The organism is Holdemania massiliensis, assembly GCF_022440805.1.
In the GTDB taxonomy this organism is placed as follows: Bacteria; Bacillota_I; Bacilli_A; order Erysipelotrichales; family Erysipelotrichaceae; genus Holdemania; species Holdemania massiliensis_A.
In genome coordinates, this window is sequence record NZ_JAKNTK010000001.1 from 3,220,950 (window position 1) to 3,241,366 (window position 20,417).

Consider the following 20,417-nt stretch of genomic DNA (forward strand, 5'->3'; position numbering starts at 1 on the left):
GATCATTTTGATTTTTGCCGATTTCCAAAAACTTTTTTTACGCTCCTCTGTGCTTTTTTGAAATTCGCATTCAAGTTAGTCAAAAAAACTTTTATTCGCAAGAACTTTATAGCAACTCTATTCATAACTTTATATTTCATCAAGACTTATAAAACACCGGAAACACCGATGCCATGAACAAAACGGCCAGCCCGCATATAGCTGATATAAATCCGCCCGACAATATCCTCTTGGATCGGTTTCCCGCGCCGCTCACATTCGGTAATTAAAGGCAGAAGATCCTGGCGTGTAAGCTGAAAAGGGTCCGCAGCTTCCAGCATATACTGCACTGTTTCCCCTCCTGGTAAAACTGTCATTTCCGCAGGCAGATCCAGTCCCAGCTTATTTTTATTGCGCTCCAGAATTCCCAATCCGATACACACATCCAAGGGTTTTCGATCCTGGATCAGACTTTCAATACCGATTTTAATGGATACGTAGGAAAACGGCATGTTTTCTGCCAATAACTCAATGGCTTCCAACAGCGCCGGCGTCATCTTGGCCGAAGCGCCAAAATTCCAGACATTATAGCTGTTATCCCGATAATAAAGGGAAAAAGCGTTGCGGTATTGGGTGACCATTTTAAAATATTCCTGCATTTCTTTTAATCGCTGCAGCTTAATTTCTTGTTGGTGAATTTGCTTTTCCAGTTCAAGTTCATGAGTCCCTACCCAACGATCAATTTCTTCCAGTTCCTCATTTTCAGCATTTAGTGATTCCTGGATGCTCATATCAAAACTGCGCAGCATCTGCGCATGATAGATTTTCAGCGCATCCTGTGCGGTAAAATTACGGTAATTGTTGTCCTGACGTTCTCCCTGAATCAGGCCCATACGATCATAGTAACGAACTTTACTGCTGACAATTCCCAGCTGTCTGGCAAACTCATTCACCTTCATGTCCTTCACCTGTATTCCTTCTGTTTTACTATCTTGGCTTTCATCTTAAAACGAATGAAATCTCCGTTTTCATCCGTATCTCTTTCTTTTATTTAAACATAGTTTTCTTAAATTTTCAGATGATTCTGTTATAAATTGAAAAAAAATATATCGTTATCACTTTAAATTTTATCCTGATGTGATCAAAATTGAATTTATTCTTTTTATAATATTATAAATGTAATTGTTTATGAAGAAAATATGAAAGGTTGGAACAAGGATAAACGATTATCTATTAAAGCATTATATGGAATTATTTTATCGTTTTGATCGTTAAAATGATGGTTAAGTCATTCCCATTATTTCTTTTTATTCATTAAACATTTCTTAAATTGACAAAATTTTAAAGCAATATATAATTATAGTTATATAACATATGTTATATATAAGGAGGAGAATATGCCGCCAAAAGCCAAGATCACAGAAGACCAGATTGTTGCCGCTGCCTTAGAGATCGCCCGTGAAACCGGGGCCGAGAATATCAATGCCCGAACTGTGGCCAAGAAGTTAAACTGTTCGACTCAGCCAATCATGTATCATTTCAAAACGATTGAACAATTGAAAAAAGCCGCGTATGCTGCGGCAGATCAGTATCACTCTGAGTATTTAATGAATTTCAAAACGCCACAGGAAGGCATGATGCTTGGAATGGGGTTAAATTATATTCGTTTTGCGATTGAAGAACCACATTTGTTTCGTTTTCTTTTTCAGTCAGGTTTCACCGAAGGAAATAGTCTGCTTGAAATGATCAGCTCTGAACAGCTCATACCGATTCTTTCAGCAATGCAGACAGCGCTGAATTTAGACCAAGCTCAGACGAAAGAAGTTTTTTTGAATCTCGCCTTCATAGTCCACGGTTACGCAAGCCTTATCGCCAACAAGGTTCTGAAGTTTGATGAGCAGCTGATTTCCGAGCATTTAAAACACGCTTGCAGAGGGGCTGTTTTAGCCGCCGGAGAAGAGAAGAAATGAATAAGCGGGATGCTCAGAATGAGCTGACTTTTGCTTTGAAATGGATTGCAGTTTATTGTATTTTACAATCACTGGCCAATCCGATCAATGAAATAATTGGGATCGCAAACTCCGCAAGCGCAATTTTCTGTGCTGTGCAGGCAGTCGTTCTATTCTCTTTATTGAAGAAAAAGAATCAGCTTAAACAAATTGGACTTTGCCGCTCGCCTTTTCCTGCTCGGCAATTTCTTTATTATGTTCCGTTAATCTTGTTATCAACAAGCAATCTTTGGAATGGTCTGAAAATCAATCTCTCTTCTGCGGAAATACTCTGTCATATTGTGTTAATGCTCGGCGTTGGATTTTTAGAAGAAGTCCTGTTTCGAGGTCTGCTTTTTAAAGCCCTGGCAAAGGACAATGTTAAAACCGCAGTGATCCTTACAAGCGTGACCTTTGGCCTTGGTCATTTATTAAACCTGGTCAACGGCAGCGGCATGGGATTAGTATCCAATCTGTTTCAAGTCAGCAGTGCGATCGCTTTGGGTTTTCTGTTTGTCTTTTTGTTTTATCGCGGTGGAAGCCTTATTCCCTGCATTGTTTCCCACTCTACGATCAATATCCTCAGTGCCTTCGCGAACCAGACCGGTTTAAGCCTAGAAAAACGACTTCTCTTCAGCTTTATAGAATTGGCAATCCTTATCAGCTATGTTCTAATGTTGTCTAAAACACTGCCGGATAAGCAAGTTTCTTCCCAACACGATTGATATGATTTTGCTGCTAATTGTCCAGCAGAAAAAATAATAAAAAATGGCACTTATTCGAGTCGGTCAAGCCGGTTAAATTAGCCGCAAATACGCATAATAGCTATGTTTTTTTAGAAATAGGCTATGAGCTGAAAAGTGAAAATGATGCCCTACTTGGTGCTCAAGTAAAACGGATACTTTATAAAAAGTTCTAAAACATGGGCATCTATATTTGACAGATATAGAGCAAAGTATTAGGATTAAGAAAATATGGAGTATGACGCATTTAGTGGATAAGGCGTGGAATGACAAATCGGGTGCTGGCGAGGTGATTAAGTATATGGTTGTTAAATTTGGGCAATACATAGTTGATCTTGATATTGAAAAAACAAAATACTTTTATGAGAATGCAGAGCCAGTCAGTAAAGGTTGTTCATGCGATGGTTGCTTGAATTTTGAGAAAGCCATCGATGTGCTCCCGCAGACAGTAAGAGAGTTCTTTGCTAATCTTGGCGTTGATATGAGCAAGGTATGTGAATGCTACGTAAATTGCACAAACGAGGATGGAACACTATCATATGGCGGCTTTTATCATATCTGTGGCACTTTGTTAGATGGAGAGAGTGCGTGGAAAAAAATAAGTGATACAACTTCATGTTGGGATGAAAGTGCAACATTTTCTGTTTCTTCTAATTTCCATATATCTGTTCAAAAAGATATTGCCCTATTGGAAGCAGATTTTCCGCTTCCTGCTATCCAACTTGAATTCTCTGCAAATATTCCTTGGGTGCTTGAAAAAGAGAACACATACAAATAATGGTAGAGCGAAACCAATAACGAATCATATAATTGAAGGAGAGTAAAATGAAAAGAGAGTATTCAACTATACCAAAATCGATGTCTGAAATGGAAACGTATGGCTTTTCATGGATGGAATTTGTGACGGCAATCCCGTCACCTTTGTTTGTTGTAACCACCTATAAATCCAATGGAAAGCCTAACGCATGTCTGCAATCATGGGCATGTTTTAATGGAAGTCCCCACGGTTTCTATGCAATCTTATCAAGTGTTAATAAAAGCGGTCATTTATATCAGAGTATACGAGAAACAAATGAAGCCGTTATTAACTTTCCATCGCTAGAATTTTATGATAAGTGTAGCGATACGATTGCAAATAATGGGTTTGATAACGATGAAATCGCATTGTCTGGGTTGACCTCTGAAAAAGCTTCAATCGTAAATGCTCCGATGATTAAAGAATGTTTTCTAAACTTAGAATGTCGTTATTTATGGGAGCGTGAAATAATTGAGGGTAGCTCTCATGTTTTGATGTGTTTGGAAATTGTTAATATTTGTGCAGAAGAAAAATATTTAGACGAAGTTGTGCATGGACGTTATGGTGAAGAAGGCTTTCTTTACAATATTCATTATCCTGTAAATCCGGAGAATTTCAATGGTAGATCACATGATTGGATCGCAACTTTAAAAAAATCAAAAGATATGGGCGAGTATTGAACAAACCGGGCAATTTTGCGCAACGAAAAATAGCAGCAGCACCCGTCCTTGTATTACAAATAAGAGAGCAAAAGCAACGCGTGCTTTCGCCCTTTCTACATCATGAGAAAGTCACGAAAGTGGAAAGTCCTTGTTTTAACAATGTCATTTAGCTAAAGATAAGGGAAAATATAAGAAGTACAGAAGAAGGAGTTCTGTACTTTTTAAATATTCATAGAAATGAAAAAAATCAATTAAGAGGTCAATTAAAACACAACCAAAAGAAGATATACAACCCTTTTGTGATGTGTTTTTTCGAATGATTCTGTTATACTTTTAGTTATGGTTGGCCTAAACCAACAGTTTTGAATATCTCGTGGCTGTTTTCATCTGTTGCAGTGACTATATAAACTTGCTTATAAGATTATTCTCCATAGACTCGCTGGCTCACCTCTGTGGCGGGCTTTTCTTCTTTCTGGAGTACTCCCTTTTGTTGATTCAAGTTTATAAGTTTCATCAAACTCGATAAATCCAACGCACTGATCTTCTTGTTCAGCGATGATTTTTTTATAAGGGAATCATCAAACGATGCCTGTGATTGAAAACTGTAGTAAGCTAAGTCTAATTTGGCAGCTGTTTTTCACATAGGAACCTAGGATAATGTGTCAGTAAAGATAACGATAAGATCATCAACATTGATATGGAGTCATGATATAATTACATGCAAATCAAACGCAAACTTTCGTTGACATACCCTGATAAATACCTTTGTTTTCCTCGGGCAAAGCCTTTCTTTATCATCAGTGTTTCTTGATTATAAAGCGGACATTTACAAGGCTTCTCACTCCATATTTGTAGGTTCAATTGAACCTATCCATTAGTTTGCATAGGATATGTGCTTTTTGACTGTCGGATAGTTCTCTGAATAATTTAATAAATTCTTGATCACACATTATAATTTACTCTTCTATCATGTAAATTATAATCCATTTCATTGAACTAGGCTGTCTCATTAATCGGATAGTCTATCTCTTTTTTTTAGATCCGCAATTCGTTAACTAAGCCAATCTATTATAGTATTCATAGTTCAATATCCTTAACATAAGTTGGCGAGGCAATTTGATGAAATTCAACTTCAGTTACTGCATCTCTTTTAGTAGTAGTGTCTCCTAATGCATTAAATGCGTTAATAATATTTGTGATAATTTCTTTCTCGTTGTTTTTATATTGTTCAAGAATACTAATTTTTTCTAATTTCCAAAAGACTTTTATACCGGTTTCAGAATTTCCTTCAAGATCGAATCTTCCATATATTTTACTAATTATTTTTTCTTTGCTAATTAATACTAATTTTTTAGGTAATCCTTCAGAATAATAATTACCTTGTCCACCCAAGCTAATTAAAATCATTTTCTTTTCATGATCAATCGCCCATACACGTTGTGCAATTAGTTGACCTTTAAAATTATAAATACTATATTCGATAGGTTTATTGTTATAAGTAAGTTTAAATGATTCTAGCCATTCTCGATCCGGACCATTTAAAGGTATTAATTCTTTTACAAAAGTCATAATTTTTTCCTTTTCTTTCTTTATTTTTTCTCTGAAACTTGATGCAAATCTTTTTTTAATAGGGGCTAAAAAATAATCCAATACACTTCTCCTAGTTACCTTCACCTCCATACTACCCGTTAGTCCTGAAAAAGTTTAATTTTTAAATTTGTGTTATCTATATTAGCTCTGATTAAATAAACACTTTCAAACTTTTCATGGTTAAATGCTGAAGGATTTATATAAGTAATTTTTCCTGGAATTGTCCCATAGGATATGCATCTAATTTTATTGCAACCTCCATATTCAAATCTAGGTTGGCTACATCTCTATTTAAGACATAACCTTCTACTTCAGTTGGTATTTCATCAGAGACTATGCTTATTAAAGCTGTACCTGGATTAGTAATAGAACCTGTTGATATATTTTCTATTTTTGTTATAAATCCTGTTATTGGGGACACTAAATTTTGATAATTCTTATTTAATTCCGTTTTGTCTTTATCTGAGGTTATTGTTGCAAGCTGATCGATAATTGTTGAAATTGCTTTGGCTATTTCTGCCTTATAGTTTAGTTTACAATTTTTCAGGTTTTCTTTTGCTAATGCTTCACCACTTTCTCTTTACTTTATAACTAATCGCTGTGCTTCATAATCAGGACCCCCATATTGCTCTAGCATCTTTTCAGCTATTTCGCTTTTTAATTTTACATTACTTAATGCTAGTTCGTATTGTTTTAGAGTACTTTTATATAGAGCTTCTATAGATATTATTTACTGTATGTATTTTCCTGTATCTACATCATAATCTTCAATATTGATATCTGAAATGTCTGCATCATCATATATTTTTTGGTACACATCTAGCTGAGTTTAAATAATTGTATTTTGTCCTGTTACTCTTCCGATATCGACATTTAAAATATCGGAATTTATAGTTATTAAAACTTCTCCTCTTTCAACATATTGCCCTTCTGTTACAAATATTTTCTCTATTATTCCCCCGGTATGTAATTGTACAAGTACAATATTCCCAGGCGGTACTAGTCTTGCAATCATAGGTACAATTACATCTACTTTTATATACCTTGCCGAAATAATACTACAAATAATCTATAATTATGGCATGAAATCATATTTGAGATCTTCATCTTTTTGTTTTGTATGTCTTATAATGTAGTCTTGTATACGCTTATTCACTTATATCCCCTCTGCTTTGTTGATTATATAAATGATAATATAATTCTTATACTGTGATGGAATTCACAGGTGGCCACAGAAAATGATTTAGAATTCAGTTCATGATGTTCTTATCGTTTTTTCAAATATGCCGTAGGTACACGCTGTGTCAGCCATACGCCATTGACAGATAAAAAGAACACATAGCCCTCTTCGTGCATCCGTCTGGCATCAACCGCATAAACAACCGGCTTGCCATGCCGGCTTCCAACCTTCAGTGCAGTTTGGAAATCGGCAGATAAATGAACATACAATCGCGATTTACTGATCAGGCCTTCCCGATCAATGCTTGCGACATACTTTTCGCCTGTTCCATGCCACAAAACTTCCGGTGGCTGGACTTCTTTTAATTCTACGTCAACCGGTATTGAATGACCCTGATTCGCGCGGATCAGCGTTTTATCATCGTTAAAAGCATACCGGCCTTTCTCATCTTCGGCAACAAGCTTCTCCAGAAGTGTTTGATCCATGAATTGTGTTTTGCGGATTCCAGCAATCAGCTCATCCACCTTCGCCCATCCGTGCTCATCCAGCTGAATGCCAATGACCTCCGGTTTGTGCCGTAAGATCAGACTGAGATATTGACCTAATTTTTTCTCATCCATCGTCCGTTAACCTCCTGACTCTCTCTATCCTAATATCTATAATCGCTTTCTTCTCCTGTTTTGAACGATTTCTTTAAAAATGAACGAAAAACAGTGAAATTGGCAGAAAGCATTCATTTTCATGCATATGATAAAATCTATGATATAATATTTGATCTTTTTCTGAATGATTTTGGCGAAAATCATTAAAAAACAGGGATTTTTACAAAAAGCATTCATTTTCAATCAAAAACTTTTTAGTATGCTATAATTAATTATTTTAACCTATGATCAAAAAAGCAGCGTCATCTCAGGCAGAGTACGCTGTTTTCCTTGATTCTAAGCCTCTGTGACAAGTTGAATAAAAGTCTGAGCTTGTCCTCACCAAAACGCCTGGGGCAGTTCATCCACGATTTCTCTGCGGCAGCCACTCAGTGGATCCGTCCAGACACATTTCCAAGCATGCAGCTTCATCCTGCCTTGAACAGGCCGGGGATTATACAGCGGATCATTGATGATCGGATGCTGAATCGAAGCCAGATGCACACGGATTTGATGCGTTCTGCCCGTTTCCAGTTCACAGCGGACAAGCGTCTGATGCTGCTTTTGACGGCATTGCAGAACCTCAATATGCGTACACGCTGGCTTTCCTGTGGACGAGATGCGATATGCCTTGGCCTGGTGCCGATCCCGGCCAATCGGTTGATTGATTGTCAGTTTTTCCTTTGGCTTCATCACGCCACTGACCACTGCCAGATAGGTGCGGTAAATTTGCTTCTGCGCCAGGGCTTGATCCAGACGGGGCTGAAAAAACGGACATTTGCTGAACAGGACGATGCCGCTGGTTCCTTCGTCCAGACGGTGAATCGGGCGCACCGTACAATGCTGACCTGTGCGGTGATAATACGCTGCCACCTGATTCGCCAGGGTTCCGCTCTTCTGTTTATCATCCGGATGCACAATCATGCCGGAAGGCTTGGACACAGCCAGAACCAGCTCATCCTCATACAAAACCGTAAGCGGCTGATCCCACGGGACAAAATCCGGCTCCTCCTGCTGAAATACCTTCAGCGCAAGCCGATCCGCCGTTTTTAATTTTACGTTTTGCCGGACAGGCTGACCGTTAAGCAGGATTCTCTGCTCAGTTTCCAGCTTATACCGATAAGCTTTGGAACACGACCACGCCATTAAAAAGTCCGCAATGGTCTGTCCCTCGGCCTGCGCTGGAATGCTCAGATTCAGCCAGGGACTGTCAATTTGAAAATCCATTAATCCCGACCTTCCGGAAACAAATAGCCAGCCTGTTCAAACAGCGTATCCAGATCCAGCGGATTGGGTTTCCAATCCTGCGGCCTCGGTTGTTTTAAAAAGGCTTCGGCACAGGCCGCATGCGCTGCCGCGCCCTTCCACAGCACGCTTTCGTCCAGATCATGGCGGGAAGTATGCACGTCGGCCGTAATGCCGCGGGCTTCATTGCGCATTCCCAAAAAGGCATACACGCCCGGCATCCGCTGCAAATACAAAGGAAAACTATCCGTTCCCATCCACGGCTCAGCTTCCATCACCGCCGCTTCTCCCAACAGCTCACGGCAGACCTCGGCCGCCGTTTTCGCATAAGCCGCATCATTGTTCAGCGGGAAGCCTGGGGCGTTTAGTTTCTCAAAATGCGCGGTGCAGTCGTACGCCTCGGCAATATGTTCAACGACATGCCGCAGCTTGGCCTGGAAAGCCAGACCGACCTCACGATTATAAAACCGCACCGTTCCCTTAAACAGACAGGTATCCGGGAGAATATTGGATTTGGTTCCGGACTGAATCAGTCCGGTCGAAATCGTCAGCGGCTCAAAGGGACTGACCGTCCGCATCCGCAGCGCAGTCAGCGCCTGACCAATCGCCGCATAACAGTCGATCGGATTGATGCACAAGTCCGGACGTGAGCCATGTCCGCCGCGTCCCTGCAGCCGAACATGAAAGGAGAACATGCCCGCCATTAACGGACCTGCCTGAATTTGCAGTGTCCCGGCTGGCGTATGTGGAGAAACATGCAGACCGAATACACTGTCTGGATGAATTCCGGCTTTTTCCAGTGCCTTCATGATGTGGTAAATATTCATCGTCGCTTCTTCACCCCGTTCAAAACACAGAAGCACCGTTCCTTCTAAGTCTTCCCGATGGGCTTGAAGCAGCTTCGCCGCCGTCAGAAGCATCGCTGTATGTCCGTCATGACCGCAGGCATGCTGCACGCCTTTGACCTCACTGACACAGGATTTTGGCAGACCACCGCCGTTGGCCGCCTCTTCTTCAATCGGCAAGGCGTCAATATCCGCTCTTAACAAGACCGTTCGGCCAGGTTTTCCGCCTTCAATCCAGCCCAGTACCCCGCCATGCTCAACAACTTGGGTGCGGATTCCCTGATCCTTCAAAAACTGATCAATCAGCGCGACCGTAGCTTCCTCTTTCGAGCTTAATTCCGGATGCCGGTGCAGCTTTCGGCGCAGATCAATACAAAGATCACTAAGCGCCAAAGCCTCTTCGTTCCATTGGATTGCCATTGTTTTCTCCTTTATCTCATTCCTGTTTTTTGCTTTGTTGTTTTGTTCATTCCGCTTTGTCGTTAGCGAGTGCAGTCGGCATAGAAATCAAAAACCTGCTGCTCGGTTCGGAAGCGGGCGATCAGCACCTCGTCGCCCATGGCCTCAGCCAGCGCCGGATCCATCGCAATTCGCTGCACAATCGCTTCACGATAGTGTTCGACAATCCAGTCCGTCGAATGTTGATAGTGCTGTTCTTTGCGCCGGCCGACAAACACGCTGGAATACGGCCGTTCTGGGTTGTAGCACGGTTCATGATCAATCAGCGTATCAGCCCAGATCTGATAGATATCAATGTCATTGGCATAGTCAATCATATCCGGCAGAAACCCTCCCGGCGGCCGCATGTTGACCTCCAAGCCGATGATATCGCCCTTTTTGCCAAGCCCTTCCTGATCGCAGTCGAGACGGAAAAATTCTAGGTGGAAAAAGCGGTCGCGTACACCAAAGGCCTGCAAAGTCCGCTCCCCGGCGCTGCGCAGATCCTCCGGTACATTTTTCAGCGAATAACAGCCGATCGGCTGCTTCTCATTGACTGAATCCATGACGGACCCTAGATAGACATGACTGGTGGCAAACACGACCTTGCCCTGATTGTTGATAATCCCGTCAAAGGTACAGACAGTTCCCTGCACGAATTCCTCCACAATCATCCCGGAATGCATCGTTTTCAGCATTGTTTCCAGTTCTTCCGCGTTGTGAATGCGCATCGTATCGCTGGCTCCCACCCCGCGGTCAGGCTTAGCTACCATGGAATAATGCACCTGCCGGGCGAACTGGCGGATCGCTTCCGGATCCTCGCTGATCAGCCAGCGTGCTGTCGGAACACCCGCTTCGGCATACTTCGCTTTCATCAGCGACTTGTGCTGACAAACATTCAGCTGGGCAGGGAACATGCCGGTTGTGACATGAAACATTTCACGTAGCTCTGCGTCCAGATTCAGCCAGTATTCATTGTTGGATTCAATCCAGTCAAGCTTGCCGTACTTCCATGTAAAATAACCGCAGGCCCGGATCATCTGATCCCGATCGGTCATCGAATAGACACAGTAAACATCATCCAGAACCTCGCGCAGGGAAGCCGGCAGCGATGATTGGGGCGTGTCGACAATCCCCAGCACACGCACGCCGCGGTTCTTCAAAGCCCGGGCAAACAGCCAGTAATTCGATGGAAAATGTGGTGATATTAAAACAAAATTGATCATTCAGCGTCCTCCCAACACCGTTCAAGGATGCCTAATTCTTCCATCCAAACCGGTGTTTCTTCTTCCCAGCACGCTTCGCAATGCGTGCCTTCCGGATAGCAATGCAGATAAACTGAGGCTTTCGCTTCCAGGATCTGCTGCACGGTGCAGTTATCAGCCGTCACCTGCGCCAGATCTTCCTGGGAGCCGGTTTCCATCCCGCCCCAGCTGATATAGAACTGCGTGTTTTCCTCGATCCAAGCCTCATCCAGATCCCTGCACAGCGGCTCCATCACTAACCCCAGATATGGCGACAGACAAGCCGCCCGGCTGTAAACCGCACTGTAGCGGCCGCCGGCATACAGTGCCATCAAGCCGCCCATCGAGCTGCCGCCGATAAAGGTATGTTCACGATCGGTCAGCACGGGCAGATTTTCATCCACCCAGGCCTTCAGCTCACCGCTCATCCAATCCAGAAGCAGTTCCCCCTGCCCTTTCACTTCACCCCAGGCAGGATCAGAAAAATCATAGGGGGAAAACTCCCATAAACGGCGGTTGCCCTGGTGATTGCATTCAATTCCCACAACCACTAACGGCAGTCCGGTCTGATCGAGATAATCTTTTAAGCCCCAGCTTTTTCCATAGGTTGCTTCCTCATCCAAAAACAGATTGTGGCCGTCAAACATATACAGCACCGATACTTTCTGTCCTTCGGTGAGCGTGTCGGGTATATACAAATGGAGTGTCCGTGCTTCTTCCAACGGCGTAATCCATGTCTCCTGTTTTATCAGCATGGTTTTGATCCTCTTTTCTAGCCGGAAGCGTCCGGCTGACGATCTCATTGTAGTGAATTTTCAGCTTGAACGCAAGTCTGAAAACCCTTGGCCAAGAATCAGAAACCGCCGGGAATCCCCGACGGTCAGCATTTCACCCTTAACAAAGACGGTTCATAAAATACGGGAATTGTTTCCGCCACCATGGCCAGTCATGAACCACGTCCCCTCCCCAGTAATCGATCCAGGCCGGGATATTTTTGTAGCCTAACAGCTCCTGCATCCGGCGCGTATCCTGCTGAGCTTCCTGTTCCCAATCGCCCTGACCGCAGCACAGAACGATGTCGCAGTGCCGATATTTCTCCACATACGGATGATCGGCAGGCATCTGATCCAGGTAATCGATCGTTGAATTGTTGTAAACCAGATCGTCCATGTAGCTGCCGAAATACCACTTGCTGGAATAAATTCCGCTCAGTCCGACGGTGCCATTGAACAGATCCGGCCAGCGGAACATGAAATTCACGGCATGCAAAGCGCCCAAACTGCAGCCGGCCGTTAAAATACCGCTGGCACGCTGACCGTCGTTGGACCATTGATTAATTTCAAAAATCCGCGGGGCTAATTCTTCTGTAATGTAGCGGGCATAAGCTTCATGCCGCTCAATCCGGCCGCGGCATTCGCGGTCAAAGGCCGCCCAGGTTTCCCAGTCGATGCTGTCGCAGGCAAACAGCTGAAGCCGTCCCTGCTCCAACAGTTCCTGCACCGCCCCCACCATGCCGAAGTTTTCAAAATCATAGAACCGGCCGCTCTGTGCCGGAAATACTAAACAAGGCCGTCCGGAATGACCGTAAACCTTAAATTCCATCATCCGGTCAAGATGATAGCTGTATTCGTTATAATAGGCTGTATGCATTGTTCTTACTCCTTGCTCATTGTAAAATCTACGAATTCCATCATGGCCTCATAATCCGCAAAGCGGGCAGTAATCATATCGTTGCCCATTGCCGGGGCGAGAACTTCCGGCATCGTTTCAGCCATGACGATGGCTTTTTCATACCGCTGATGGACTTCCGCGAGTGTATGCTGATAAGCTAAGCGATGACGCCGGCCGGTATAAACACAGAAATACGGCCGATGTGACGGGTCGAAATAACCATGATCATACGCAACCATATTCGCCCAAATTTTATAAACATCGATATCATTGGCATAGTTCATCATGTCCGGCGTATACCCTCCCGGCGGACGCATGTTGACTTCCAGGCCGATTAAATCACCGCATCGCCCCAGTCCTTCCTTATCTTCCGTCAGCCGGAAGAATTCGCAATGGAAAAACCGGCTCTGCGTAGGAAAGGCCGCGATCACCCGCTGACCCGCTTCTTTCAGATCTTCCGGAATTTCACGCACGGAATAATAATAAATATCTTCTTCATGATTCACGATCTCCATAATTGGCCGCGGGAACACATGCGAAGTTTCAAAAATCGGCTGGCGCTGCCGGTCGGCAATGCCGTCATACGATTCGATGGAACCTGGTACATATTCCTCCATAATGTACTGCACCTGCGGCAGATGATCATAAAACTCATGCAGCTGATCCTCATTTTCCAGCTTGTAGGTCGCATTGGCGCCGACACCGTTGTCCGGCTTGACAACCACCGGATAACCAGTTTGTTCGACAAATGCCAAACCCGCCTCCCGATCAGAAACCAGATGCCAACGGGCTGTTCTGATCCCGGCTTTTTCATACAAGGCTTTCATCTGGCTCTTGTATTTAATAAAAGAAATGGCTTCGTTGCGCACACCGCTGGTCACATTGAAATCGGTGCGCAGCTGCGCATCCTGCATCAGCCAGTATTCGTTGTTGGATTCAATCCAGTCAATCCTGCCATAACGAAACGCAAAAAAAGCACAGGCCTTATAAACCTCATCATAATTTTCCAGACTTGAAACCTTGTAGTATTCCTGCAGGCTCTGTTTGAGGTTGTCCTCCAACAGCTCATACGGGGCATCTCCGATGCCCAGCACACGCACTCCGTTCTGTTTTAAACAGCGGCAAAAATTCCAATAGGTTTTCGGAAAGTTCGGCGAAATAAAAATAAAATTCATGGCTATTCCCCACCTTTATCTTAATTTTATTGTAGCAGAATTGAACTAGTTTTTAAATTGAATGCCGGCTAAAAACAGACAAATTCTGAAATATTTCTGAAAGAAATGAAAATAAAGACATAGATCGTTCAGACAAGGGGATATCGCCCAACCATCCCGAAATCAATAAGAAAAGGATATCCGCTTTTCTCACTCAGATATCCTTTTGTTCTTTGAATTGTTTATGGTCTCACTCCGGTCATGGTATTGATTCCCGCAGCACGGCAGTCCAGCTGTTTGCCCTGCGTTTTTCAGATCAGATTTGTGGCAGCCAGACGTTTGCGCATTAAATCCGGATCTGAGCAGGCCAGCAGTGCGGTTTCCTTAGTAATCCGTCCGGCTTTCAGCAGACTCAATAAACTGGCGTCCATTGTGACCATGCCGTCGCGGGCGTTGGCCTGGATCGTGTTGTCGATCTGATGAATCTTATTTTCCCGGATCTGCGTCTGTACGGCATTGTTCACCTTCATAATTTCAAAGGCTGGGATCAAGCCGCCGCCGACTGCCGGTACCAGCTGTTGGGAAACGATCGCCTGCAGCACCATCGACAGCTGCACGCGAATCTGCTGCTGCTTTTCAGCGGGGAAAACATCAATGATGCGGTTGATCGTATTCGCAGCTCCGGTTGTATGCAGCGAAGAAAACACCAGATGTCCGGTCTCCGCTGCTGACAGAACCGTCTGCATCGTTTCCAGATCGCGCATCTCACCGACCAAAATCACATCCGGCGCTTCGCGCAGCGCCGCGGTCAGAGCGTGGATATAGTCCGGCGTATCCTGGCCGATCTCCCTCTGGCTGACAATGCTTTGCTGATGCCGATGCAGCACTTCAATCGGATCTTCGATCGTAATGATATGCCCGCTGCGGCTGCGGTTGATCGCGTCGATCAGACAGGCCAAAGTTGTGGACTTCCCGCTTCCAGCCGCACCGGTGATCAAAACCAGGCCTTTTTTCAGATGGGCAAAGGAAAGAATTTGTTCATCGATGTTGAGCTCCTTCGCATCCGGCAGGACAAAGCGAACGACCCGCAGCACCGCGGCCAGAGATCCGCGCTGGCGATAGACATTGACACGGAAACGCCCCATTTGCGTCAGTGAAAATGAAAAATCATCTTCCCCGGTCTGCTGCAGCCGGTGCATCGTCCGATTCTGACTCAGCTTGAAGATTTCCTGGATCATCGTTTCCGTCATTTCCGGTGTCAGCCGCTGATCATCCAGCCGGATCATCTCCCCGTTGATTTTGACTGTCAGCGGCGTTCCGGCAACAATAAAAATATCTGAAGCCTGACGCTCAACCGCCGTTTTCAGCATCGTTGAACACTCCATCAGCGATTCTCCCCTCTCTGTTCAATCTGGGTATAACTGACCTGCATCCGGTTGATGGCTTTATCGCTCATTTTCAGCTGCGCACTCGCCTGGACATAGGACAGAACGGCAAACGTCGTCATGCACAAAAGACAAAACAACATCAATAACGGAGCGATGCCGGTGCCGATATTCACTGCCGTCTGAGTGTCATGATTCTCATTCATGCGCTTCTGCCTCCTTAATCGGGTTCAGTTCCAATAATAACCGTGCATCGCGAACCCGAATCACGCGCAGGGATGTTTCAACACTCTCATTGTGGACCTGCCGAAGGATTTCAATCTGATAGACACCCTTTTCCTGCGGCATTCCGGTTTCATCACTCTGCCACATACAAAACTTCTCTGTGCAAAGTTCGGGAAACAGCTGATCCAATGGCGTATTGGAAGCATAGCGCAGCTGTTCCGCCAGCGGCTGAGCCAGCCGCAGCGCCTGATTCTGATCTAAGGCCAGCTGATGCTTCTGATCGGCCAGCGCAAACAAACGCACGCATAGCACAGAGCCTAAGGCGAAGCAGAGGATCACAAACAACAGTTCACCTAAGAAATAAAACGAACTGGAACGCTGACGTATTTTCATTCCGCTCCCCCCTTCAGGATCAGGCTTAAAGTGGCGGAGGGTCCCTGATCATTCTGCCAGCGCACCTGCAGCCGGTCAGATTCAAGCTCAAAGCTCAGCGGCTGACTGGAAACTAGGATTTCTCCGGCAGTTAAGTCGAGTTCATGCTCTGTCCCCGTCAACAGCTCCATCAGTGCGCCGTTTTGATAATAAAACAGAGTTTCATAAGTTCGGCCTTCGATTTCTTCCTGAATCACCAGGCATTCAGTCCCGGCCCATTCCCGCACCGCCACTTGATCCGCCGGCACGTTCTGCAGACGGTTGAACAGAACAAGATAGGGCAGCTGCACCTGATCATCTGCCTGCTGCTCACGCAGCATCGACTGATAAAAGCTGGCACAGCGTTCAATCGTTACAAAGGAGCAGCCGACAAACAGCAGCATCAATAACAGCATGAACACCATTTCAGTCAGCGGGCGCTTCATCGAACCGCCCCCTTCCGGTACACCTGAACCTCAGGCTTCATATTGGAGCCGAGCGATTGGTAGAAAACATTGTATTTTTCGCTGTCAATCACCACGCCGTAGTTTTGTTCCAGATAACTGATTTCCTCCGGATAGCTGCCTTCTAAGGCGTAGCACAGCACAGCCGCCTGCTCGATCCGCTGCTCAATCAGCTGGGCTTCCTCATTGCGGATCTGACCTGAAGTCTGGTTCAGCGCATCGCCAAGTCCCCACAGGATAACCGCAAAAACCGCGGCGGCCATCATGATTTTTCCAAATCGTTTCATCGGCTTACCCGATACTGGACATGATGTTCATCAACGGCAGCATGACCGACAGCAGGATCGCGCCGACAATCACCGACAGCAGGACGATCATCAGCGGTTCAATCGTATTGAGAAATTGATTCACGGCAGTTTCCGTATCTTCATCATAGCGCTGCGCGACCTGGGCGATCATCTCATCCCCCCGGCCTGCCCGCAGTCCAATCCCAATCATCCGCGCATAGGCTTCTTTGAACAATCCGCAGTCCAACAAAGCCCGATCCAGATTTTCCCCGGCCGCGACTTTCTGCGTGCATTGCTGAATCTGCTTTTTGACTGCCGGATGTTCGATCAAACTTTCGACCCCCTGCAGCGCTTCACTGATTTCTACACCGCTGCGGGTAAACAGCGACAACGCAAACGCCGCCTGCGCCAACGCCAGTTCACGGCACACCCCGCGGATCAAAGGCACACCCGCTAGCAGCGCGGTAAGCGATTGTTGGGGATTGCGGATATGCCGCCAGCCGATCCAGGCTGCACCAAAAAGAGCCAGCACGGCCACTGCGGCCGCCCCCAAAATCAGCGCAGTCCCCGCCTGCATCAGCATCTGTGCCGATACCGGCAGTGATACGCCAAGATTGCGCAGCACCTCATCAAAGACCGGCAGCACCTTGAACAAAATCACACCGACGACCACTAACACCATGATTAACAGGATCAGCGGGTAGGTCAGCGCGTTTTTCAGATTGATCCGAATCTTTTCCATGCGCTGATAATACTGGGACAGCGCTTCCAGCACCTGATCCAGATAGCCGGTCTGTTCACCGATCTGAACCATCCGGATCATATAGGAATCAAACGCTTCCGTTTTTGCCAGACTCTCCGCCAGCGTTTCTCCCAGCTCTACTTCATTCTTCATTTTCAACAGTGCATCATGCATTTCCGTATCCGGCTGGTCGTTGGCGATGACCGCCAGGCCTTCTTCGCAGGATAAGCCTGAGCTGATCATCATAGCCAGCTGCTGACACAACAATGCACATTCATTTCCGGAGATTTTTTTCATCGTTTCCTGCCCCCTTTAATAACGATATTTATCATGATATTCGCCCTTGTATTTCATCTGGGTTGAGGCATAAGTCGGATCCATCCGCGTCCATGTTTCCTTTTCAAAATAGATTTCCGGGTTGATCCAACCCGCACCGCGGACATAGACTTCTACCCAGGCATGATAACCTTCGTCCACATAGCCGGTGATCAGCCGCGTCGGTATCTGCTGAACCCGCAGCATCGCACTCATCAAGGCCGCATAATCAAAGCAGATCCCTTTGCCTTCCGCCAGAGTCTCATCGACAATCGGCAGCACGTACTGATCTTTGACTTTTTCAACCTTATCCCAATCATAGCTGACATGACCGACCACATAGTTATAAATCGTCAGCACCCGCTCCAATTCTGTCCCGCAGGTCTGCGTCAGATCAAAGGATTTGAGGACGCTGGCTGACTGCGGCGTATAGTTCACGATCTGATTGGGATACAGATACGGCAGCGTTTCCTCCGCCAGCTGCACATCCAGCGTCTGTTTAAACAGGACAGCATAGCGCGTTCCTTCAATGTTCTCATAGCCGCGAAGCTCATACTGCCCGCTGCCCTGAGTCAAAGGATAAGTGATATATTCCCCATCCCGATCAATATCGTACGGATATTCCTCGCCATCCTTGATAATCTTCAATTTCAGGCGGCGATGATCGGTGCTTAATGTTTTCACCATAAGATAGCCTTGATCGGTATGGCTGGCGTCAATCTGAATCAGACTGTCCCCCAGGATGACATTTCCGGATGCTTCCGGAAGCCGGATTTCTGAAGGTGTGGGAGCGGGCGTCTGTTCCGTCGGCGTCGGATATTGCTGATCTGCTGCAGGTTTTCCGGAGGAGCCGCAGGCCGATAGCAGCAATACCAAAGCCAGCCATCTGCGTATTTTCAAAATCTGCCTCCTCCTTTCCGTCTTTTCCTGTTTTATTATAGCACAACCCGGCTGATTCCCAAGCCGCAGTTCACGGCCGGACCGATCCTTCCAACCACCGCATTCAAGACCTTCGAAAGCGAGGCAGGCCGTTTTTTCGTGCAGAATTGCCGCTTGTCTTCAACGTTTTTATTATGCCAGAAGGAAGTTAGAAAACCGTTAGAATTCAAGGAAATTCCGGAATAATTTTGATTTCTCAGCCTTGCCGGCTTTTTTCCTTCAGCTGCTCATATTCATAATTCAGCCGGCAGCGTGAAGACGGAATTTTTTTATAAAAACGCCGTGCCAGGCGGTCCATGACCAGCGCCGTATCTTCTTTTTGCCGCACATTCATCAGAATGCCGAACTGGGTCTTGCTGAAACGGGTATAAACGTCGTTTGCCCGCAGCCCGGAACGAATTATCCGATTCAGCTGATCTCCGCTGTCCTGGGTGGATAATTTCGGATCCGTGACCTTCAAGCTGGCGATCACCAGCACAGCCGGCTCCTGATTCCGGCTTGCCTCCAACCGTTTATTCTGTACCAGCTTGGCAAAAACCGGACGTTCGCAATAAAAAGCAGCTGGCTCTGAGGTACTCTCCAACTCTGCTAAGTAATCGATCGGCGTCAGCTCCTTCTCCTCATTATCAGCTTTTACAAAGTAGACCAGCGACTGACTTTGGCCTTGAAATTCCATCCCAAACTCCTTGTAGAACGAGTCGGATATCTTTTCGTAATGCTGAATCGCCCGCGCATATTTTTTCTGGTCCAGCAGAATTTTCAAATACAGATAATTCAGCTGATCCTGATACTGATCCAGCTGCAGAGCCTTCAACAGTAAAGTTTCCGCCTGCTGGGTGTGCTGCTGTTCCGCCAGTGCCTGGGCAGCCGTCTGAACACGCTGCAGATACAGCTGCCAGTATTGTTCGCGATACGTATAAATCCAGCTTTGATCCAAACCGGGAAGAAATTCTCCGGGATACAGCTGCACCAGTGCTTCCGTCTGTTCTTCGTTCAAGGATGAAACATCCAGCGGAACGCTCAGAGCATCGATATCCAAGCTCAAATTCGCGCAGCTAAAACTGTAACCGCCGCGCTGCGTCAAAATCCAGCTGCCCGCTTCCGGAACTGGCAGTTCTTCCAAACATTTACGCAAACGATGCACTGTAAATTTCATCGCATTGAGCGGATTTTTTGAATCTTCCCAAAACATCTCGATCAGCTTTTCTTTCGTAACCAGGATATTATGATTCAAACAAAGATAAGCAAGAAAAGACGCCGTCTGCTTGCCCAGACAGTCGATCAGATCAATTGTCTGGTCCTGACTTCGCAAAATAAACCCGCCGAGCATCTGAATTCTAATCGTCTCCATACTCTGGCCTCCCCACGTAATGCACCCCTATTATAGAGCAATCCTCATGATTTTTGTAACTTCTGAACGCGATTTGTTAAAAATATTTTGGTTATCAAATTGTAGATGATATAATAAAAGAC

22 protein-coding genes are annotated in these 20,417 nt (G+C 45.4%); 4 read left to right on the forward strand and 18 right to left on the reverse strand.

The features are described 5' to 3' along the window. Positions 1-146 precede the first annotated feature (146 nt). Positions 147-938, reverse strand: a complete 792-nt coding sequence (locus MCG46_RS14960; protein ID WP_240281459.1) for a MerR family transcriptional regulator — start codon at positions 936-938, stop codon at positions 147-149. 438 nt (positions 939-1,376) lie between these two features. Here MCG46_RS14960 and MCG46_RS14965 point away from each other — a divergent pair, with 438 nt between their 5' ends. The 4 genes from MCG46_RS14965 to MCG46_RS14980 all read left to right on the forward strand — a co-directional run bounded on the left by MCG46_RS14965 (position 1,377) and on the right by MCG46_RS14980 (position 4,186). Further along, complete coding sequence (locus tag MCG46_RS14965; protein WP_240280676.1) at positions 1,377-1,949, forward strand: TetR/AcrR family transcriptional regulator; 573 nt, start codon at positions 1,377-1,379, stop codon at positions 1,947-1,949. After that, the gene (locus MCG46_RS14970; RefSeq protein ID WP_240280677.1) at positions 1,946-2,692 is read left to right on the forward strand and encodes a CPBP family intramembrane glutamic endopeptidase; all 747 of its coding nucleotides are present in this window, start codon (positions 1,946-1,948) and stop codon (positions 2,690-2,692) included. The genes MCG46_RS14965 and MCG46_RS14970 overlap by 4 nt, the downstream gene beginning before the upstream one ends. A gap of 256 nt (positions 2,693-2,948) precedes the next feature. Next, complete coding sequence (locus tag MCG46_RS14975) at positions 2,949-3,488, forward strand: hypothetical protein (RefSeq protein WP_240280678.1); 540 nt, start codon at positions 2,949-2,951, stop codon at positions 3,486-3,488. Positions 3,489-3,535: 47 nt separating this feature from the next. Beyond that, positions 3,536-4,186: a flavin reductase family protein gene (locus tag MCG46_RS14980; protein ID WP_240280679.1), complete on the forward strand. Its 651-nt coding sequence runs from the start codon at positions 3,536-3,538 to the stop codon at positions 4,184-4,186. A 1,059-nt stretch (positions 4,187-5,245) separates the two neighbouring features. Here MCG46_RS14980 and MCG46_RS14985 read toward each other — a convergent pair. From MCG46_RS14985 to MCG46_RS15065, 17 genes are all read right to left on the reverse strand, one after another. Further along, positions 5,246-5,818, reverse strand: a complete 573-nt coding sequence (locus tag MCG46_RS14985) for a hypothetical protein (protein WP_240280680.1) — start codon at positions 5,816-5,818, stop codon at positions 5,246-5,248. Between the two features lie 769 nt (positions 5,819-6,587). Next, positions 6,588-6,773, reverse strand: coding sequence for a biotin/lipoyl-binding protein (locus MCG46_RS14990; protein ID WP_240280681.1), 186 nt, complete (start codon positions 6,771-6,773; stop codon positions 6,588-6,590). A gap of 251 nt (positions 6,774-7,024) precedes the next feature. Continuing rightward, positions 7,025-7,558 carry an RNA 2'-phosphotransferase gene (locus tag MCG46_RS14995; protein ID WP_240280682.1) on the reverse strand — a complete coding sequence of 178 codons (534 nt, stop codon included), beginning with the start codon at positions 7,556-7,558 and terminating at the stop codon, positions 7,025-7,027. Between the two features lie 360 nt (positions 7,559-7,918). Further along, positions 7,919-8,806 carry an RluA family pseudouridine synthase gene (locus MCG46_RS15000; RefSeq protein WP_240280683.1) on the reverse strand — a complete coding sequence of 296 codons (888 nt, stop codon included), beginning with the start codon at positions 8,804-8,806 and terminating at the stop codon, positions 7,919-7,921. Then, positions 8,806-10,089, reverse strand: coding sequence for a M20 metallopeptidase family protein (locus tag MCG46_RS15005; RefSeq protein ID WP_240280684.1), 1,284 nt, complete (start codon positions 10,087-10,089; stop codon positions 8,806-8,808). Before MCG46_RS15005 ends, MCG46_RS15000 begins: the two co-directional genes overlap by 1 nt. Before the next feature lie 62 nt (positions 10,090-10,151). Further along, positions 10,152-11,333: an ATP-grasp domain-containing protein gene (locus MCG46_RS15010; protein ID WP_240280685.1), complete on the reverse strand. Its 1,182-nt coding sequence runs from the start codon at positions 11,331-11,333 to the stop codon at positions 10,152-10,154. After that, positions 11,330-12,106, reverse strand: a complete 777-nt coding sequence (locus MCG46_RS15015) for an alpha/beta hydrolase (protein WP_240280686.1) — start codon at positions 12,104-12,106, stop codon at positions 11,330-11,332. Before MCG46_RS15015 ends, MCG46_RS15010 begins: the two co-directional genes overlap by 4 nt. 139 nt (positions 12,107-12,245) lie before the next feature. Further along, complete coding sequence (locus tag MCG46_RS15020) at positions 12,246-13,001, reverse strand: esterase family protein (protein ID WP_240280687.1); 756 nt, start codon at positions 12,999-13,001, stop codon at positions 12,246-12,248. Positions 13,002-13,006: 5 nt separating this feature from the next. Next, on the reverse strand, positions 13,007-14,197 hold the full coding sequence (locus MCG46_RS15025; RefSeq protein WP_240280688.1) for an ATP-grasp domain-containing protein: 1,191 nt from the start codon (positions 14,195-14,197) through the stop codon (positions 13,007-13,009). 290 nt (positions 14,198-14,487) lie between these two features. After that, complete coding sequence (locus MCG46_RS15030; protein ID WP_240280689.1) at positions 14,488-15,561, reverse strand: type IV pilus twitching motility protein PilT; 1,074 nt, start codon at positions 15,559-15,561, stop codon at positions 14,488-14,490. Next, positions 15,561-15,767, reverse strand: coding sequence for a hypothetical protein (locus MCG46_RS15035; RefSeq protein WP_240280690.1), 207 nt, complete (start codon positions 15,765-15,767; stop codon positions 15,561-15,563). The genes MCG46_RS15030 and MCG46_RS15035 overlap by 1 nt, the downstream gene beginning before the upstream one ends. Continuing rightward, entirely contained in the window at positions 15,760-16,179 is a 420-nt protein-coding gene (locus tag MCG46_RS15040) for a hypothetical protein (RefSeq protein ID WP_240280691.1), read from the reverse strand. The genes MCG46_RS15035 and MCG46_RS15040 overlap by 8 nt, the downstream gene beginning before the upstream one ends. Continuing rightward, positions 16,176-16,643: a DUF4860 domain-containing protein gene (locus MCG46_RS15045; protein ID WP_240280692.1), complete on the reverse strand. Its 468-nt coding sequence runs from the start codon at positions 16,641-16,643 to the stop codon at positions 16,176-16,178. Before MCG46_RS15045 ends, MCG46_RS15040 begins: the two co-directional genes overlap by 4 nt. Further along, positions 16,640-16,948 (reverse strand): hypothetical protein, encoded by a 309-nt coding sequence (locus tag MCG46_RS15050; RefSeq protein WP_240280693.1) that lies wholly within the window; start codon positions 16,946-16,948, stop codon positions 16,640-16,642. The genes MCG46_RS15045 and MCG46_RS15050 overlap by 4 nt, the downstream gene beginning before the upstream one ends. A gap of 4 nt (positions 16,949-16,952) precedes the next feature. Continuing rightward, positions 16,953-17,987 carry a type II secretion system F family protein gene (locus MCG46_RS15055; RefSeq protein WP_240280694.1) on the reverse strand — a complete coding sequence of 345 codons (1,035 nt, stop codon included), beginning with the start codon at positions 17,985-17,987 and terminating at the stop codon, positions 16,953-16,955. 15 nt (positions 17,988-18,002) lie between these two features. After that, positions 18,003-18,905: a transglutaminase-like domain-containing protein gene (locus MCG46_RS15060; protein ID WP_240280695.1), complete on the reverse strand. Its 903-nt coding sequence runs from the start codon at positions 18,903-18,905 to the stop codon at positions 18,003-18,005. Between the two features lie 235 nt (positions 18,906-19,140). Further along, on the reverse strand, positions 19,141-20,295 hold the full coding sequence (locus MCG46_RS15065; protein ID WP_240280696.1) for an AfsR/SARP family transcriptional regulator: 1,155 nt from the start codon (positions 20,293-20,295) through the stop codon (positions 19,141-19,143). Between the last annotated feature and the right edge of the window lie 122 nt (positions 20,296-20,417).

Coding starts and splice junctions, on each gene's coding strand:
- MCG46_RS15050 (WP_240280693.1), bottom strand. CDS start 16,948: ATGAAACGATTTGGAAAAATCATGATGGCCGCCGCGGTTTTTGCGGTT.
- MCG46_RS15035 (WP_240280690.1), bottom strand. CDS start 15,767: ATGAATGAGAATCATGACACTCAGACGGCAGTGAATATCGGCACCGGC.
- MCG46_RS15020 (WP_240280687.1), bottom strand. CDS start 13,001: ATGCATACAGCCTATTATAACGAATACAGCTATCATCTTGACCGGATG.
- MCG46_RS15065 (WP_240280696.1), bottom strand. CDS start 20,295: ATGGAGACGATTAGAATTCAGATGCTCGGCGGGTTTATTTTGCGAAGT.
- MCG46_RS15005 (WP_240280684.1), bottom strand. CDS start 10,089: ATGGCAATCCAATGGAACGAAGAGGCTTTGGCGCTTAGTGATCTTTGT.
- MCG46_RS15055 (WP_240280694.1), bottom strand. CDS start 17,987: ATGAAAAAAATCTCCGGAAATGAATGTGCATTGTTGTGTCAGCAGCTG.
- MCG46_RS15045 (WP_240280692.1), bottom strand. CDS start 16,643: ATGAAGCGCCCGCTGACTGAAATGGTGTTCATGCTGTTATTGATGCTG.
- MCG46_RS15025 (WP_240280688.1), bottom strand. CDS start 14,197: ATGAATTTTATTTTTATTTCGCCGAACTTTCCGAAAACCTATTGGAAT.
- MCG46_RS14980 (WP_240280679.1), top strand. CDS start 3,536: ATGAAAAGAGAGTATTCAACTATACCAAAATCGATGTCTGAAATGGAA.
- MCG46_RS14990 (WP_240280681.1), bottom strand. CDS start 6,773: ATGATTGCAAGACTAGTACCGCCTGGGAATATTGTACTTGTACAATTA.
- MCG46_RS14975 (WP_240280678.1), top strand. CDS start 2,949: ATGACGCATTTAGTGGATAAGGCGTGGAATGACAAATCGGGTGCTGGC.
- MCG46_RS15040 (WP_240280691.1), bottom strand. CDS start 16,179: ATGAAAATACGTCAGCGTTCCAGTTCGTTTTATTTCTTAGGTGAACTG.
- MCG46_RS15030 (WP_240280689.1), bottom strand. CDS start 15,561: ATGGAGTGTTCAACGATGCTGAAAACGGCGGTTGAGCGTCAGGCTTCA.
- MCG46_RS15010 (WP_240280685.1), bottom strand. CDS start 11,333: ATGATCAATTTTGTTTTAATATCACCACATTTTCCATCGAATTACTGG.
- MCG46_RS14960 (WP_240281459.1), bottom strand. CDS start 938: ATGAAGGTGAATGAGTTTGCCAGACAGCTGGGAATTGTCAGCAGTAAA.
- MCG46_RS14965 (WP_240280676.1), top strand. CDS start 1,377: ATGCCGCCAAAAGCCAAGATCACAGAAGACCAGATTGTTGCCGCTGCC.
- MCG46_RS15015 (WP_240280686.1), bottom strand. CDS start 12,106: ATGCTGATAAAACAGGAGACATGGATTACGCCGTTGGAAGAAGCACGG.
- MCG46_RS14995 (WP_240280682.1), bottom strand. CDS start 7,558: ATGGATGAGAAAAAATTAGGTCAATATCTCAGTCTGATCTTACGGCAC.
- MCG46_RS14970 (WP_240280677.1), top strand. CDS start 1,946: ATGAATAAGCGGGATGCTCAGAATGAGCTGACTTTTGCTTTGAAATGG.
- MCG46_RS15000 (WP_240280683.1), bottom strand. CDS start 8,806: ATGGATTTTCAAATTGACAGTCCCTGGCTGAATCTGAGCATTCCAGCG.